This window comes from Dactylosporangium sp. NPDC051484 (assembly GCF_040689395.1).
In the GTDB taxonomy this organism is placed as follows: Bacteria; Actinomycetota; Actinomycetes; order Mycobacteriales; family Micromonosporaceae; genus Dactylosporangium.
Window position 1 is genome coordinate 130,315 of sequence record NZ_JBFAZX010000002.1, and the last position, 16,871, is coordinate 147,185.

At 68.4% G+C, this 16,871-nt stretch carries 14 protein-coding genes; 8 read left to right on the top strand and 6 right to left on the bottom strand.

The genetic code is table 11. The features are described 5' to 3' along the window. The first annotated feature begins 48 nt into the window (after nt 1–48). The 6 genes from fdxA to AB0367_RS04575 all read left to right on the top strand — a co-directional run bounded on the left by fdxA (nt 49) and on the right by AB0367_RS04575 (nt 5,776). On the top strand, nt 49–351 hold the full coding sequence (gene fdxA, locus AB0367_RS04550) for a ferredoxin (protein WP_366224768.1): 303 nt from the start codon (nt 49–51) through the stop codon (nt 349–351). Next, nucleotides 348–1,319, top strand: coding sequence for an NAD(P)/FAD-dependent oxidoreductase (locus tag AB0367_RS04555; protein ID WP_366224769.1), 972 nt, complete (start codon nt 348–350; stop codon nt 1,317–1,319). The genes fdxA and AB0367_RS04555 overlap by 4 nt, the downstream gene beginning before the upstream one ends. A gap of 439 nt (nt 1,320–1,758) precedes the next feature. Continuing rightward, nucleotides 1,759–2,466, top strand: coding sequence for an IclR family transcriptional regulator (locus AB0367_RS04560; RefSeq protein WP_366224770.1), 708 nt, complete (start codon nt 1,759–1,761; stop codon nt 2,464–2,466). A gap of 235 nt (nt 2,467–2,701) precedes the next feature. Further along, nucleotides 2,702–2,878, top strand: coding sequence for a hypothetical protein (locus tag AB0367_RS04565; protein WP_366224771.1), 177 nt, complete (start codon nt 2,702–2,704; stop codon nt 2,876–2,878). Next, the gene (locus AB0367_RS04570) at nt 2,875–4,734 is read left to right on the top strand and encodes a 2-oxoacid:acceptor oxidoreductase subunit alpha (protein WP_366224772.1); all 1,860 of its coding nucleotides are present in this window, start codon (nt 2,875–2,877) and stop codon (nt 4,732–4,734) included. Before AB0367_RS04565 ends, AB0367_RS04570 begins: the two co-directional genes overlap by 4 nt. Beyond that, nucleotides 4,727–5,776, top strand: coding sequence for a 2-oxoacid:ferredoxin oxidoreductase subunit beta (locus AB0367_RS04575; protein WP_366224773.1), 1,050 nt, complete (start codon nt 4,727–4,729; stop codon nt 5,774–5,776). Before AB0367_RS04570 ends, AB0367_RS04575 begins: the two co-directional genes overlap by 8 nt. A gap of 110 nt (nt 5,777–5,886) precedes the next feature. Here AB0367_RS04575 and AB0367_RS04580 read toward each other — a convergent pair whose 3' ends face one another. Both AB0367_RS04580 and AB0367_RS04585 read right to left on the bottom strand, forming a co-directional pair. Continuing rightward, nucleotides 5,887–6,279: a cupin domain-containing protein gene (locus AB0367_RS04580; protein ID WP_366224774.1), complete on the bottom strand. Its 393-nt coding sequence runs from the start codon at nt 6,277–6,279 to the stop codon at nt 5,887–5,889. Nucleotides 6,280–6,375: 96 nt separating this feature from the next. After that, nucleotides 6,376–8,601: a cytochrome P450 gene (locus AB0367_RS04585; protein WP_366224775.1), complete on the bottom strand. Its 2,226-nt coding sequence runs from the start codon at nt 8,599–8,601 to the stop codon at nt 6,376–6,378. A 218-nt stretch (nt 8,602–8,819) separates the two neighbouring features. Here AB0367_RS04585 and AB0367_RS04590 point away from each other — a divergent pair, with 218 nt between their 5' ends. Next, entirely contained in the window at nt 8,820–9,929 is a 1,110-nt protein-coding gene (locus AB0367_RS04590) for an NDMA-dependent alcohol dehydrogenase (protein WP_366224776.1), read from the top strand. A gap of 132 nt (nt 9,930–10,061) precedes the next feature. Here the strand turns inward: AB0367_RS04590 and AB0367_RS04595 are convergent, their stop codons facing one another. The 4 genes from AB0367_RS04595 to AB0367_RS04610 form a co-directional block, all read right to left on the bottom strand. Beyond that, a complete protein-coding gene (locus tag AB0367_RS04595) occupies nt 10,062–10,970 on the bottom strand; it encodes an ABC transporter permease (RefSeq protein WP_366224777.1) in 909 nt (302 codons plus the stop codon). After that, entirely contained in the window at nt 10,967–12,160 is a 1,194-nt protein-coding gene (locus tag AB0367_RS04600; RefSeq protein WP_366224778.1) for a hypothetical protein, read from the bottom strand. Before AB0367_RS04600 ends, AB0367_RS04595 begins: the two co-directional genes overlap by 4 nt. Next, nucleotides 12,157–13,692: an ABC transporter ATP-binding protein gene (locus tag AB0367_RS04605; protein WP_366224779.1), complete on the bottom strand. Its 1,536-nt coding sequence runs from the start codon at nt 13,690–13,692 to the stop codon at nt 12,157–12,159. Before AB0367_RS04605 ends, AB0367_RS04600 begins: the two co-directional genes overlap by 4 nt. Before the next feature lie 64 nt (nt 13,693–13,756). After that, a complete protein-coding gene (locus AB0367_RS04610) occupies nt 13,757–14,785 on the bottom strand; it encodes a BMP family ABC transporter substrate-binding protein (protein WP_366224780.1) in 1,029 nt (342 codons plus the stop codon). Between the two features lie 556 nt (nt 14,786–15,341). Here AB0367_RS04610 and AB0367_RS04615 point away from each other — a divergent pair. Then, nucleotides 15,342–16,805: an aldehyde dehydrogenase family protein gene (locus AB0367_RS04615; RefSeq protein WP_366224781.1), complete on the top strand. Its 1,464-nt coding sequence runs from the start codon at nt 15,342–15,344 to the stop codon at nt 16,803–16,805. Nucleotides 16,806–16,871 lie beyond the last annotated feature (66 nt).

The window sequence follows — 16,871 nt, forward strand, 5'->3', positions numbered from 1 at the left end:
GAAAAACGGCATCTCGTCATGTGATAACCGAGAGCGGAGGCTCCGACCATGCCGTACGTCATCACCTCGTCCTGCGTCGACGTCATGGACAAGTCCTGCATCGAGGAGTGCCCCGTCGACTGCATCTACGAGGGCGACCGGATGATGTATATCCAGCCCGACGAGTGCGTCGAGTGCGGCCGCTGCGAGCCGGTCTGCCCGGAGGTATCGATCTTCCACCACGAGGACCTGCCCGAACCGGTCCGGCAGTTCGAGCGGATCAACGCGGAGTTCTTCACCGAGCTCGGCTCGCCAGGCGGAGCGCGCAAGGTCGGCCGGACCGGCGCCGACCACCCGGACGTGGCCTCATGACCGAGCATGAGGTCGACCTGCTCATCGTGGGCGCCGGGCCGACGGGACTGTACGCCACCTACTACGCCGGCTTTCGCGGGCTGAAGGTCGCGCTGCTCGACGCACTGCCCGAGGTGGGCGGCCAGATCGCGGCGCTGTACCCGGAGAAGGCGATCTACGACGTGGCCGGCTTCCCCGCGGTGCGTGGCCAGGACCTGGTGGACGCCTTGTACGCCCAGGCGGCGCAGGCGGATCCGCTCCTGCTGCTCGGCAGCAGCGCCGTCTCGGTGCGCGAACACGACGAGGGTGTGGACGTCACGACCGACACCGGTGACGTGGTGCGCGCGAAGGCGTTGCTCATCACCGCCGGCATCGGCAACTTCACTCCCCGAGAGCTTCCCGTCGGCTCCGAGTACGCCGGTCGCGGTCTGCGCTACTTCGTCCCACGGCTCGACGAGCTCGCCGGCCTCGACATCGTCGTCGTCGGCGGCGGGGACTCGGCACTGGACTGGGCACTCGGCCTGGAGCCGATCGCCCGCAGCGTCACGCTGGTGCACCGCCGGGCACAGTTCCGGGCGCACGAGCGCAGCGTCGAGCAGTTGCACGCCTCATCCGTGCGCGTGCTCACACCGTACGAGGTGCACAAGATCAGTGGCGAGGTCGCGGTCGAGGAGGTCGTCGTGACGACGCGCGCCGGCGATCAGCAGGTGCTGCCCGCGCAGGCGGTCGTCGCCGCACTCGGGTTCATCGCCGACCTCGGGCCGATCGAGGGATGGGGGCTGCAACTGCGGCGCCGGCACATCCTCGTCGACCGCACCATGCGCACGAACCTCTCCCGCGTCTTCGCGGCCGGCGACATCGCCGACTACGACGGCAAGGTCAAGCTGATCTCCATCGGCTTCGGTGAGGCCGCGCTCGCGGTCAACCACATCACCACCGTTGTCCGGCCGGGTTCGTCGGCCACTCCCGGCCATTCCTCGGACCTGTGATGCTGTGGTGACCAACACCCGATCGCCGTGCTGCGTCAGCGCCTGCATGACGTACAACTGCTAGGCTACGAGCACCAAAAACGCTGCCCACACAAAGAACGGGCCCACGAAAAACGGCGCTGCCCACAAGAACGGCGCTGCGGAGGCTGAACTCCGGCTCCCGGGTCGTCGTGGTTGCTCGCGGGCCGTCGCGTCAGATCGCTTGTCGACGACCGACTGCTAGCGCTGCATCATGAAGACCATCGACGCGACTCTGGGAGCGGGACCGCGCCGCGCACGACCACCCATGCGAGAACGATCCCCGGATGATGTACGTGTATATAGTACTCCAGCACGCCGATCGCCAGGTGTCTGATGCCCGAATCGAGGACCGATGAGCCCGAGAACGACACAAGAGTCGGAATCCTCGGAGTCCACTGCGGCACCGACGATTCAGACGGTGCAGCGTGCGGCCATTGTTCTGAGCTCCTTCACCGTCAGCAAGCCGTATCTGAGCCTGAATGAGATCACCAGCCAGCTGGGCGCGAGCAAGGCGACGGCGCACCGCTACACCAAGGCCCTGCGGGCGGCCAATCTCCTGCGCTACGACGAGCGCACCGCGCTGTACTCGCTCGGACCGCAGGTATTGACGCTCGCCGGGGCGGCTCGCGCCGGGCTGCCGATCGTCGACGCGGCCGAGCCGTACATGGACCAGCTGGTGAAGACGGTCGACGAAACCGTCGTGCTCAGCGTGTGGGATGGCGAAACGGCGACGGTCGTACGCTCGGCCGACAACACCGACCACATCATACGGATCGGTGTCCGATCCGGTGCGCGGCTCGATCTGACGAATTCCGCCCAAGGCCGGGTGTTCTGCACCTTCCTGCCTCGGGATCAGGTGCCCGGCCTGAGCAAGCACCTGCGTCGTTCCCCGGGGCTGGAGCAGGAGCTCGAGGCCATCCGCAAGCACGGGCTGTCGCTGAACTCGCCGGACATCAATGGCGTGCGGACCATCGCCGCGCCGATCTTCGAAGGTTCGTCGATCGTCGCCGCGATGGCCATCGTGGGCACGACGGTGAGCGTCTCGACCGACATCGACTCCCCTCAGGCACAGGCGCTGCTCGAGACGACCCGCGCCCTGTCCCAGCGGCTCGGCAACCCCGAATAACCTTTCTCGACCAACTCGGACCAATACTGGTCCAATGCTGCTCCGAGGGCTCGGTGGCGTGCGATGAACACGCGATTGAGCGAGGACGTGCGGGGGCCGGAGCATGCCCTGCCCGGTCCCACGGCTAGCAACGCCTGCCCAAGTCAAGACCGGGCGCATCCCCGACCTCACCGTTCCCAACATGCAGGAACCTGGGCGGCCGACGCCGACCCTCTTCGGCGCTTACGGAGAGTGGATGCACACACCGCCGCCGTCGTGGGACGAAGTGGCCTGGCTGGGCAAGGAGTGGGGCGGGCGCTCCGGCATCGACTCCGCGCTCATGAGCCTGTGCCTCGCTTCCGTTCACGACCTGACACCCGATGACGTTCTCACGCCCGACGGCTTCGCCGCCGTCCTCGGAGGAGCCCGATGACTTCGACGCTAAAGCCCACCCAGCAGCTTGACCGCGTGGTCATCCGCATCGCCGGCGACTCCGGCGACGGGATGCAGCTCACCGGAGACCGCTTCACCCAGGAGACGGCGGTCTTCGGCAACGACCTGTCGACGTTGCCGAACTTCCCGGCGGAGATCCGCGCGCCGCAGGGGACCCTGGCCGGCGTCTCGTCGTTCCAGCTGCACTTCGCCGACCACGACATCCTCACCCCGGGCGACCGGCCGGACGTCCTCGTCGCGATGAACCCCGCGGCGCTCAAGGCCAACCTGGGTGACGTGCCGAAGGGCGGCACGCTGATCATCGATGCCCACGACTTCACCCAGCGAGCGCTGGCCCGCATCGGTTGGGCGTCGAACCCCCTTGAGGACGGCACGCTGGACGGCTACACCGTGCACTCGGTCGACTTCACCCAGCTGACCCTGGACGCCCTCGCCGGCAGCGAACTGTCCCGCAAGGACGCGGGCCGGTCGAAGAACATGTTCGCCCTGGGGCTGCTGTCGTGGATGTACTCCCGCCCCACGGAGGGAACGCTGAACTTCATCCGGCAGAAGTTCGCGAGCAGGCCGGCGATCGCCGAGGCGAACATCACCGCGTTCAAGGCGGGGTGGAACTACGGCGAGACGACCGAGACGTTCGCCGTCGCCTACGAGATCAAGCCCGCGACGCTGCCGGCCGGCACGTACCGCAACATCTCCGGCAACCTGGCGCTGTCCTACGGCCTGATCGCCGCGGCGCGCCGGGCCGGGTTGCCGATGTACCTGGGCGCCTACCCGATCACGCCGGCGTCGGACATCCTGCACGAACTGAGCAAGCACAAGCGGTTCGGCATCCGCACCTTCCAGGCCGAGGACGAGATCGCCGGCATCGGCGCGGCGCTCGGCGCCTCCTTCGGCGGGGCGCTGGCGGTCACCACCTCGTCCGGGCCGGGCATCGCCCTCAAGGCCGAGACCATCGGCCTGGCAGTGTCGCTGGAGCTGCCGCTGGTGGTCGTCGACGTGCAGCGCGGCGGCCCGTCCACCGGCCTGCCGACCAAGACCGAGCAGTCGGACCTGCTGCAGGCGATGTACGGCCGCAACGGTGAGGCGCCGGTGCCGGTCGTGGCCGCCCAGTCCCCGGGAGACTGCTTCTACGCCGCGCTCGAGGCGGCACGGATCGCGCTGACCTACCGCACCCCGGTGTTCCTGCTCACCGACGGTTACCTCGCCAACGGCTCCGAACCGTGGCAGGTGCCCACGCTGGCGGACCTGCCGGACCTGACCGTCGAGTTCGCCACCGAGCCCAACGGTCCGGACGGCACGTTCCTGCCGTACCTGCGCGACCCGCAGACGCTGGCCCGGCCGTGGGCGGTGCCCGGCACCCCGGGGCTCGAGCACCGGGTCGGTGGCATCGAGAAGGCGGACAAGACCGGCAACATCAGCTACGACCCGGACAACCACGACTTCATGGTCCGGACCCGGCAGGCGAAGGTCGACGCGGTCGCGGCCTCCCTGCCGCCGCTGGTCGTCGACGACCCGACCGGCGACGCCCAGGTGCTGGTGCTCGGGTGGGGCTCCACCTACGGCCCGATCGGCGCGGCCTGCCGGCAGGTCCGCGCGAGCGGCCTGCCGGTCGCGCAGCTCCACCTGCGCCACCTCAACCCGTTCCCGGCCGACCTCGGCGCGATCCTGGCCCGCTACGACAAGGTCGTGATCCCCGAGATGAACCTGGGCCAGCTCGCCACCCTCATCCGTGCGCGCTTCCTCGTCGACGCGATCAGCGTCACCCAGATCCGTGGCCTGCCGTTCAAGGCCGACGAACTCGCCGACACGTTCCAGAAAGTGATCTCGAATGGCTGACACAGCCCACGGCCCGCGCCCGAGTGGCCCTTCGCTGGGTCTGAAGCCGAAGGACTTCAAGACCGACCAGGAGGTCCGCTGGTGCCCCGGCTGCGGTGACTACGCGATCCTCGCGGCCGTGCAGGGCTTCATGCCGGAGCTCGGCATCCCGCGCGAGGACATCGTGTTCGTGTCCGGCATCGGCTGCTCCAGCCGGTTCCCGTACTACATGAACACCTACGGCATGCACTCCATCCATGGGCGCGCTCCGGCGATCGCCACGGGCCTGTCCACGTCCCGCACCGACCTGTCGGTGTGGGTCGTCACCGGTGACGGCGACGCGCTATCGATCGGCGGCAACCACCTCATCCACGCGCTGCGCCGCAACGTCAACCTCAAGATCCTGCTGTTCAACAACCGGATCTACGGGCTGACCAAGGGGCAGTACTCCCCCACCAGCGAGATCGGCAAGATCACCAAGTCGACGCCGATGGGGTCGCTGGACAACCCGTTCAACCCCGTCTCCGTCGCCCTCGGCGCGGAGGCCACGTTCGTCGCGCGCACCCTCGACAGCGACCGCAAGCACCTGCAGTCGGTGCTGCGCGCCGCCGCCGAGCACTCCGGCACGGCGCTGGTCGAGATCTACCAGAACTGCAACATCTTCAACGACGGCGCGTTCGACCTGCTCAAGGACGCCGAGACCCGCGACGACTGGACCATCCGCCTCGAGCACGGGCAACCGCTGCGCTTCGGCAAGGACGGCGAGAAGGCCGTGGTCTGGGGCGAGCACGGCACGCTCGCGATCGAGCACGACGTCGCCGCCGACGATCCACGGGTCGTCGTGCACGACGCCCACGCCGACAACCCCTCGTTCGCCTTCGCCCTGTCCCGGCTGTCGCTCGACTCCCGCTACACCCCGATGGGCGTGTTCCGCTCCGTCGAGCGCCCCACCTACGACCAGGCCATGGCCGCCCAGATGGAGGCCGCGGCGGCGAAGGCGCCCGGCGACGACGACGCGCTGCAGAAGCTGCTGCTCGGCAGCGACACCTGGGCCATCGCCTGACCGTCCGCACAACGTCGAGCGCTGCCGACCGGTTCGCCGGTCGGCAGCGCTCGAGCTTTTTATGCGTTTGGCTCCGCGCACATGTGCGAGGTTCCGTGCCGCGGATCGGGTCAGTCGCGCTCGCGCAGGACCTCGTCCAGCTCCAGCTTGGCGAGCAGATCCGCCCGCGGCGGAACGAAGAAGTCGATGTTCACGCAGGGACCCTCGGTGGGCTCCACGTAGTGCTCGGCGCCGCGCGGCACGAGCAGGAACGACCCGGCCCGCATGTCGTTCGCCACGCCGTCGACGTAGTAGTTGCACCGGCCGGACTCGATGTAGACGAGCTGGTCGAAGTCGGCGTGTGAGTGGGGGTTGACCTCCATGCCCACCTCCAGCTCGTGGTGCCCGATCAGCACCTCGTCGGTGGCGAAGATGCGCCGCCGCACGCCGGGCCGGATCTCCCGCTGGGGTATGTCGGCCCAGTTGATCACCTTGCCGAACAGGGCGGGATTCAGTGGCGACATCGGGCTTCCTCCTCGATGAGCTCGGCGGCCCCTGGCCGCCCATGATGACGTTGCCGGCCGCGTCGGGCGACGGCGGTTGCCGTCGCCCGCATGGCGTCAGAGGTCGAGGACCAGCCGCTGTGACTGGGCGCGGCTGATGCAGATCATCATCGTCGCGCCGGCCTCGCGCTCGTCCTTCGTCAGCACCTCGTCCCGGTGATCGGGCGTGCCGGCCAGCACGCGGGTCTCGCAGGATCCGCAGAAGCCCTTCTCGCAGTCGTAGGCGAGTCCGGGCACCGCACCGCGCACGACGTCGATCAGCCGTTTGTCGACGGGGACGTCGAGCACGACGCCCGACCTGGCCAGCTCCACCTGGAACGGCGTGTTGTCCTCGGTGGAGGCGATCCTCGCCTCCTGTTCGTCGCTGGCGGCGAACCGCTCGACGTGCAGCTGATCCCGCACGCCGAGTTCGTCGCACAGTTGCTGCACCGCGGTGATCATCGCGCTAGGGCCGCAGCAGTAGATCGCTGTCCCCGGCGCGCATTCCTGGATCGCCGTACGGAAGTCGGGAAGCCCGTGCTGGTCCTGGGCGACGAGGGCACGCTGGGCCTCGGGCAGGGTCTCCAGCTCCGCGCGGAACGCCATGGAACTGTGCGTCCGGCCTCCGTAGACGAGCTTCAGGTTCTTGCCACGGTGCGTCAGCGAGCGCGTCATGGCGAGGATCGGGGTGATACCGATGCCCCCGGCGAGCAGGAGGTAGTCCTCGGCCTCGACGAGCGGGAAGTGGTTGCGCGGTCCGCGGACCGTCAGCGTCCGCCCCGGTGTCGCGATCTCGTGGAACTCGGCCGATCCGCCTCGGCCCGCCTCCTCGTGCAGCACCGCGATCTCGTAGGTCTGCCGGTCCGCGGGGGTGCCACACAGCGAGTACTGCCGTAGCCGCCCGGACGGCAACCTGATCTCAAGGTGCGCGCCGGGCTGCCAGGCGGGCAGGTCGGCGCCGTCGACTGACCGCATCGCCACCTTGATCACGCGATCGGCCACGCTCTGCACGGCCTCGAGCACCACGTCGAACGTCCCCGCCTGACGTGGCGCGGCGGACGTGACCGTGGCGGCTGCGGCACCGGCGCGCGATCCCGGGGTGAACTCCGCCGGGATGACGTCCCAGCCCATGTGGTTGCCGCGCGACGGGTAGCCGACGAGCTCGTCGCGGTTCACGCGGTAGTCGGGGATCCGGGTGAGGATCTGGTAGATCATCTCCTGGAACATCGCGCGCGCGAGGTGCGCGCCCGGGCACCGGTGCGTGCCGGTACCGAACGCCAGATGCCTGCTGGCGTCCCGATCGAGCTGGACCTGCTCCGGGTTGGTGAACACCGCCGGGTCGTGGTTCGCGGCGAACCACGGCACCAGGATCCGCTCGCCGGCCTTGATCGGGCAGCCGCCGAGCTCCGTGTCCGCGGTGACCGTGCGGGCCATCGCCGTCACCGGACCGTACCGGCGCAGAAACTCGTCCGTCCCGTCGATCAGCAGGTCGGGAGCGTCGATGAGCTGCTGGCGCATGTCCCGGTGCTCATCGAGGTGAACGAGCACCGAGCCGGTCAGCGAGGTCGTCGTGTCGACCCCGCCGGAGACCGCGATGCCGATCACGGAGAGCAGTTCGGCATCGGTGAACTCGGACCCGTCCGCCTTGCGCTGCGCGACCAGCACGCTGATGGCGTCGTCCTGCGGGTTCGCGCGGCGCTCGGTGATGAGCTCGGCGATGCGCTGCTCCATGTAGATGACGCCCTCGATCGCCTTCGCCGCTCGCTCGCTGCCCGGCTCCGACGTGAACACATCGTGGATCGGGCGGCCGATGCGCACCCAGTCCTCTTCCGGGAATCCGAGCCAGTCGAGCGTGACGGCACTGGGCAGCGGATTCGTCAGCTCACGGACGAGGTCGGCGCTACCCTTCTCGATGAACCCGTCCACGATGCGCGTCGCGTGCCGGGCGATCATCGGCCGAAGCTCGTCCACCGCGGCGGGCGACAGGATCAGGTCGAGGAGGCGGCGATACTCCAGCGTGTCCGGCGGGTCCATCTCAAGCGGATACTGGAGGTGCTCGCCGAACGGACCGCTCGGGATCACGATCGCGGTTCCGCTGAGATTGCCCGCCGCGCGGGTCGACGAGAACAGCGCGTCGTTTCGGGCTACCTGGAAGACGTCGGCGTATCGGGCGAGGTAGACGTAACCCGACTCATGGGCCGTGGATCTGCCGACGGGGCACTTCTGACGAAAATCCGCGTAGTAACCAACGATGTCATCGCGACATTCGGGTGAGTGGTGATCGAACATCTCATCTGCTGGCATGACCTGTCCTTGGTGTGCATGGCCGCCATTTCAAACCGCGGGAGCAACGTAACAGCGTCTCACTTGACGAGTCAACGTCTCGCATTGCGAAGCGCGGGATGCTGGCTTAGTGTCTGTTCGGCACCCCCTGCGCGGCACGGCCACAGGGCCGCTCGCGGTGACCACCGACCATCCGGCTGACGTCAGCGACGGAACCGGCGACGAGGATAGGGCTACCAATGCGAACCAAAGGCGCAATCATACGCAATGCACCCGGCCCTTACGAGGTGGTCGACCTCGAGGTCGAGGATCCGCGTGAGGGAGAGATCCAGGTCAGGATGGTTGCGGCGGGCTTGTGCCACTCCGATGACCACGTCGCCGTCGGCGACTCCCCCGTCGCCATCTACCCCTTTGCCGTTGGCCACGAGGGAGCCGGCATCGTCACCAAGGTCGGCCCCGGCACGACCGGTCTGAGCGAGGGCGACCACGTCGTGCTGTCCTTCCTCCCCGCGTGCGGACGCTGCCGGTGGTGCTCCTCGGGCATGCAGAACCTGTGCGACGACGGCGCGCTGGTGTGGATGCCACCTGTCACTCCGCGCCTGCGCATGGCCGACTCGGGCGCGCCGGTCGGACAGATGTGCGGTGTCTCCACGTTCGTCGAGACGACGACCGTCTCCGCGCGCTCCGCGGTCAAGGTCCCGAAGGACATTCCGCTCGACAAGGCGTGCCTGGTCGGTTGCGGCGTGGCCACCGGCTGGGGTGCCGCGGTCAACTCCGCACAGGTTCGTCCCGGCCACGTCGTCATCGTGATGGGGATCGGCGGCATCGGGATCAACGCCGTCCAGGGAGCCGTCCACGCGGGAGCGACGACGGTCATCGCGGTCGACCCGGTCGAGTTCAAGCGCGAGCAGGCGAAGCGGTTCGGCGCCACGCACGCTTTCGCGACCATGGACGAGGCCACCGAGCTCGCCCGGCAGTTCAGCAACGGTCAGGGTGCGGACTCGGCCATCGTGACGGTGGGCGTCGTGCGCTCCGAGCACGTCGGCCAAGCCTTCTCCGCCATCCGTAAGGGCGGCACGGCCGTGGTCACGGGCCTCGGCAACAACGCCGACACCGGGATTCCCGTCAACCTCGCCGAGCTCACCCTGTATCAGAAGCGGCTGCAGGGCTCGCTGTTCGGCGAGTGCAACCCGGCGTGGGACATCCTGAACCTGCTCAACATGTACCGGGCCGGTTCGCTTCGCCTCGACGAGATCATCACCAGGACGTACCGGCTCGACGAGATCGGTCAGGGCTACAAGGACATGCACGCCGGCGTCAACCTTCGCGGCGTCATCCTGTTCGACTAGGCCCCGGGAGATCGCAGCGCCCGCGCCGGCAGCCCATGTGGCTGCCGGCGCGTTTTCGACCCACCGATGCCATGCCGAAGCGAGCGGGAGGCGACCCGATGGTCAAGCCTCCCGCTCGCTTCTCGTTGCTCGCTATCGGGATGGGGCGAAGGGCTGGCCGAGGGCCAAGGGTTGGTGCAGTCGCCTGCCCAGCAGCGCCAGCGAGATCACCGCAAGCAGGTACGGTGCGGCGACGAGCAGCTGCGGTGACGGCGTGATGCCGATCGCGGGCAGCGCGAGCGGCAGCCCCTCGGCGACGCCGAACAGGACACAGGCCGCGACCACGCCCCGCAGCGTCCAGCCGCCGAAGATCACCGCGGCGATGACGATGTACCCGCGCCCGGCTGTCATGCCGGAGGTGAAGGAGCTCGACTGGAACACCGACAGGAAGGCTCCACCGGCGCCCGCGCACAGGCCGCAGAACAACAGCGCCTGACGCCGCCGGGCATTCACCTTGATACCGGTCAGGTCGCTCGCGACCGGATCGTCGCCGGCCCCGCGAATCTCCAGGCCCCACCGGGTACGCCAGGCGGCCCAGATCGCGATGATCAGCAGTGGAATGACGTAGACGACCCACGGCTGGTCGAAGAGCGGCTTGCCGACGACGGGGATGTCCGCCAATCCGGGGATGCCCAGACTCGTCACCCTCGGGATGTCGAACGCCGTCGTCGTCAGCAGATAGTTCGTCACGCCCAGCACCAGGACGTTGAGGGACAGACCGACGACATAGGTGTTGAGCTGCAGCCGATGGCTCAGGTTGCCGTGGATGACGGCAACCACCGCGCCGGCCACGATGCCGAACAGGAGACCGACCAGCGGCGAACCCGACGCCGAGGCGCCGTACGCACCGAAGAACGCCGCGGAGAGCATCATTCCCTCGACGGAGAGGTTGAAGGCTCCCGCACGCTGGGCGACGTACTCCCCCAGGCCCGCGAACAGCAGCGGCACCGCGAGCGGCACCGACACGGCCAGAACCGTCTGGATGTCAACCGCGACACTCATGCCGTCACCTGCGCGGCTCGACGCTGCCGGCGCCGTCGCAGAGCGACGAGCACGACGGGGGGACACAGAAGCGCGACCACGATCGACGCGGTCATGACGTTGACGATGTCGACCGGCACGTTGTCGCTGCCGAGGAGACCGCCACCCGCGATCATGGCGCCGAAGACGACCGCGAGGACGGCGCTGACACCGGTCTTCGTTCGCGCCGCCAATGCGATGAGCAACCCGTTCCATCCAATGCTGCTAGCGGTACCCGGGTGGAGCTGGAAACTCTGGCCGAGCAGGATCACCGCGCCCGCGGCGCCGGCGAAGGCCCCGGACGCGGCAACGGCCAGCGAGCCGATGCGGGATTCACTGACGCCGATCGTGTGTGCGACGACCGGGCTGTGGCCCAGAATCCGCAGCCGGTAGCCAAGCAGTGTCGAGCGCAGCACCCAGGCGACGACGATCGCCGCGACGACGGCGATCACGAAGCCGCTGGGGATGTCGAGACCGAACAGGTGCGGCGTGGGAAGTCTCGAACCGGCCGGCACCGTGGGTGACTGGGACGCTGTGCCCGCCCCCAGCACGCCTTCCCCGTCGTCGTGCAACGGTCCGGAGCCACTGATCAGCCACACCATGAGCTGCTCGGCGAGAAAGACGAACAGCAGCGAGCTCACGACGATGTTGACGCCCCGGGTGAACTTGAGCAGCGCGACCAGCGCGGCCCACAGCCCTCCCGCCACCGCCGCCGCCACGAACGCCAGCGGGATGACCACGATCCCCGGCCCGTCGATGTTGAAGACGACGAATCCGGCGCCGACCGCCCCGAGCGTGACCTGACCCTCCTGGCCGATGTTGAACTGGCCCGCTTGCATGCAGATCACCGTTCCCACGGCGACGAGCAGCAGCGGAGCGGCGAAGGAGAGCGTGTAGCTGATCGACATCGCGTTGCCGAAGCTGCCCTCGAACAGATTGCCGAGGACCACCGTTGGCGAGTGCCCTGTCGACCAGGCCAGGATCAGCCCGACCGCCAGGCCGACGGCGAGGAACAGGGCGAACATGCCGACCTGTCGCGCCGCCGGCCCGGAATTGCTACGAAGCGCGGCGGCCAGTTCGCCGCCGAGGCCACCCGGGCGAATTCCGGTGTCGGAGGACTGACCGGCGGGCGACGATTCCTTGGTCTTCTCCGGCAGTTCGAGCCCACTCACGCGTGCACACCACCCATCAGCAAGCCCAGTTTCTCGGAGTCGGCTTCGGCGCGGGGGGTTTCGCCCCGGACCTTGCCCCGGTACATGACCGCGATGCGATCCGACACCTGCATGATCTCGTTGAGATCCGTCGAGATCAGCACGACCGCGACGCCGGCGTTCGCGGCCGCGCGAATCCGCTCGTGCATGTACGCGATCGCACCGACGTCCAGCCCGCGCGTCGGTTGCGCCAGCACGAGCACGCTCGGGTCCGTCGAGAGCTCGCGCGCGAGCACGACCTTCTGCTGATTCCCGCCGGACAACGACCGCATCGGCTGGTCCAGTGAGGCGACAGCGATCTGGAACTCGTCGACCAGTCGCTCGGCGAGGGCAAGCACCCGGCGGCGTGACACCACACCGCGTCGCGCGAGCGAGCCGAGCGCGGCGAACGCGATGTTGTCCGCCACCGACATGTCCAGGACACAACCGGACTCACGCCGGTCCTCGGGCACCACGGCGACGCCCGCCGATCTCATCGCGCCCGGCTTGTTCACCCGGATGTTCGTGCCACGCACGCGCACCCGTCCGGTGTGCAGGGACAACGCGCCAGAAAGGAGCGAGGCCAGCCACTTCTGGCCGTTGCCCTCCACGCCGGCGACGCCCAGCACCTCGCCGCCGCGCACGTGCAGGCCGAGCGCGTCCAGCGCGCGGCGCCCGCCGGCGAGGAACGCCGTCGCCTCTTCGATCTCCAGAGCGGGCGGGCGTCCGGGTTTCCCCGTCGCCGTCCCGGTCGCGACCGGCGCCGGGGTGACCTGCGCGTCGGCACCGATGGCGGTGGCGACGTCCGGCTCGTTGCGCAGGTCGTGACCGATCATGTGCCGCGCGAGCACGGCCACGGACGTCTCCGACGGCGCGAGCCGGGACACCACCCGCCCGTTGCGCATGATCGTCGCCTGGTGTGCGACCGACCGGATCTCGGCGAGGTTGTGACTGATGAGGATGACCGAGCAGTCCGCTGAGTCGACGACCTGAGCGAGCATCGAGAACAGCGCCTGCGACTCGCGCTCGGTGAGCACGGCGGTCGGCTCGTCCAGGATGAGCAGTTTCGGGTGGTCGATGAGGCACTTGACGATCTCGACGCGCTGCTGCTCGCCGACCGTGAGGTCGCCGACGCGCTTCGACGCCGACACTTCCAGCCCGTAGCGCGCACTCGTCTCGTTGACCAGCGCCGTGATCCGATCCGGTTGGACGCGGCCTTTCGTGGTGATCGCGATGTTCTCCCAGACCGACAGCGTCGGGATGAGGCTGTAGTGCTGATGCACCATCCCGATGCCCTGCGCTCGCGCGTCGTTGGGATCACGGACCGTCACGGGCCTTCCCGTCACCTCGATGACACCGCGATCGGGCCGGACCAGCCCGAGGAGGATGTTCATCAAGGTCGACTTGCCCGCGCCGTTCTGGCCGAGCAAGCCATGGATCTCTCCGGGAGCGACGCTGAGGTCGACGTCGTCGCAGGCGGCGCGGCCGTTGAAGTACTTGGTGACACCGGCCATCCGAAGCATCGGATGGCCGGTCACCATGCTGGACCCATTCGGGTTGGCCATGGTCATTCGCAGGTCAGCCGGTGGCCAGCTTCAACGGATCGATCGTTCCGTTGTTGATGTCGGTCTGTGCCTGCTTGATCGCCGCGTCGATCGCGGCCCCATCGCCGCCGGCCGACGAGCACGTGCGCACGGCCGGAACCGGATCGACACCCAGGCGCCAGTTGCGGGTCCCGCCCAGCGGCAGCTTCCCGTTCGCGAAGTCGTCGAGCAGCGGGGACAGGTAGTAGCCGGGTGCGAAGATCACGGAGGCGACGAACGCCGGCGAGGTCGAGTCGCAGAAGTCGATCGGCGACCCGATCACCGGGATCTTCGCGTCGTTCGCCTTCTTGGCGATCGCGACGGTCGGGGCGCCGAAGTACGGATACACGAGGCCGACGCCCTGCGACTGCTGCGCGGCGAACGCCTCGACGGCCTTGCCGACGTCGATCTGGTCACCCGTGTACGTCTCGATCACCTTCGCGTCGGGTACCTGGGACAGGATGCCCTTCTTGAAGACCGCGCCGATGGTCGTGTTGAACGGGGCCGCCAAGCCCGAGATGAAGCCGGCCTTGTTGATGTTCTTGTTCTTCATGTAGACGCCTGCGGCCACGCCGGAGACGTAGGCGTAGCTCAGACCGACGTCGTAGGACTGGGTGAAGGTCGCGTCCTGCTTGGGCGAGCCGTATCCGCCCTGCAGATAGAAGAACGTGTCCTTGCAGATCGGCTCCTTGGCGGCGTTGACCGCCTGGGCCAGCTGGGCGTCGCCGATGATGACCATGTCGACGCGCTGACGGCAGAGGTTCTCGGCGGTGCTCAGCGCCTGCGTCAGGGGTACGAGCCCCTGCACCGACACCTTCCAGCCGTACTTCTTCCCGGCGTACTGCGCCGCGTCGGCGACACTCTGGTAGTAGGTCCCGTCGCCGGTGTCGCCGGACGTGATGACGCCGATCGACACCTTCCCGTCCTTGTTCATGTCCGGCTGGTTGGCCGGGATGGAGGTCTTTCCCTCCCACTCGGGTGCCGTCGCGGTGCCTGGGCTGCCGACGCTCGGGCCCTTCGCCACGGCGAACGGGTCGGGACCCGGCGCGCCGCTCGACGCGCTCGGCGAACCGGACGTACCGCCACCACCGCCACTTGAGCCGCAGGCCGTCATCGTGAGCGCTAGGACCACGGCAGATGCGCAGAGCGCAGCCAACCTGTGATTTCGCATCATGCACCCGTTCCTTTTCGTGTGGGGTATCCGGCTTCGTATGGGGTGTCCGGCTCCGGACCTGTCCGCCTCGGCGAGGTCGCCGTGCGCCAGGTGTCAGTCACGTATCGCGGCCAGTTCGGCGACGCTGTCGCCCAGGTCGATTGCGGTCCTGTGCCAGCGCCGGCGACTGAAGTCTCAGGCTGGCGAAACGTAACACCGGCCATCCCGTCATGCAATACGGTTCGTTGCTATACGAGATACTCGGACGACCGACCAGAGTCCATCGGCCGCCCCATGCGGGCGGTACGCCCGGTTTGCTAAGATTTTCCGGTCACCGCGGCGCGAACCTGCGGCAGCGGGCGCTCGGTTGTTACGTATTACGAGAGAGCATCTTGACTGGTGGGATGCACTCGCCGATGATCCCTACGTGACCACGATTGACGCAGTGATCGATCAGCCAGGCACGCTCATCGATGGAAAGTGGACGGGCGGCGACGAGGTCCTGTCCACGATCGATCCGGCGACCGGCGAGGAGTACGGCCGGATCCACACGAGCAGGACCAGCGACGTCGACCGAGCAGTCGCGGCCGCACGCGCCGCGGCGCGCGGCTGGTCCAGGACCTCGCCCTCCGAGCGTGGGGCGCTGTTGTCCCGCTGGGCACAACTCATCTTCGAAAACCAGGACCGCCTGGCCGCGATCGAGGCCCGCAACGTCGGCAAGCCGCTCTCGGCCGCCCGGATGAACATCATCATCGCCGGATCGATCGTGTCGTACACGGCTGGCGGGGCGGACAAGCTGACCGGCGCCACACTCCCCGTCCGCCAGCCCGAATTCTTCGGCTACACCGTGCGCGAGCCATACGGGGTGTGCGCGATCGTGCTGCCCTGGAACGTCCCGGCGCTGCTGAGCGCGGCCAACCTCGCGCCGGCCCTGGCCGCGGGCAACACCGTGGTGCTCAAGCCTTCCGAGGTCGCGCCGCTCGTCGTGCACGCCCTGGTCGAGCTGGCCGAGGCGGCCGGCCTGCCCCCGGGCGTGCTCAACGTGCTGACCGGTGTCGGGGCCGACCTCGGGGCGGCACTGGTGAGCCACCCGGGCGTCGACCACGTCAGCTTCGTCGGCTCCGTGGCGACCGGTCGTCTCGTCATGCAGGGCGCCGCGCAGCACCTGACGCCGATCAAGCTCGAACTCGGCGGGAAGTCGCCGAACATCGTGTTTCCTGACGCCGATCTCGACGTCGCGATCCCGGCGATCGTTCGATCCATCACGGAGAACGCCGGCCAGAACTGCAACGCCGGCTCCCGGCTGCTGGTGCACCGGTCCATCATCGGCGAGGTCCGCGATCACCTGCTGGCGCGGATGGCCGACATCCGGCTCGGCGCATGGGACGAGGACCTCGACATGGGACCACTCATCAACACCGTCCAGCATCAGCGGGTGTCCGGCATCCTCGGCGCCGCACTGCGCGACGGGGCCAAGTTGCTCGCCGGCGGCGGACGTCCGCAGGGCCGCGGGGCGGGGTACTTCCTCGAGCCCACCGTCCTGGAAGTCGACGACCGCAGCACACCCGTGATCGGCCAGGAGATCTTCGGCCCGGTCCTGACGCTCGAGACGTTCTCCGACGAGGCCGACGCCCTCCACCTGGCGAACGGGACCGACTTCGGGTTGCTCGCGTGCCTGTGGACCCAGGACGTCTCCCGCGCACTTCGGATGTCCGCGGAGATCCAGGCCGGTCAGGTGTCGGTGAACCAGTTCGCCGACGCCGGCGTGATCGGGCTGCCCTTCAACATGTACAAGGCCAGTGGCTTCTCGGCCGGCAACGGCTACCGGGCCCTGTACGAATTCACCCGGGAGAAGGCGGTCGCGGTCAAGCTGCTCGACAGCCGGGACTGACCGGTCTCGCGCCACTGCTCTGCAACATCTCGGCCGCTGCGGGCGATGTCCCGCAGCGGCCGAGGC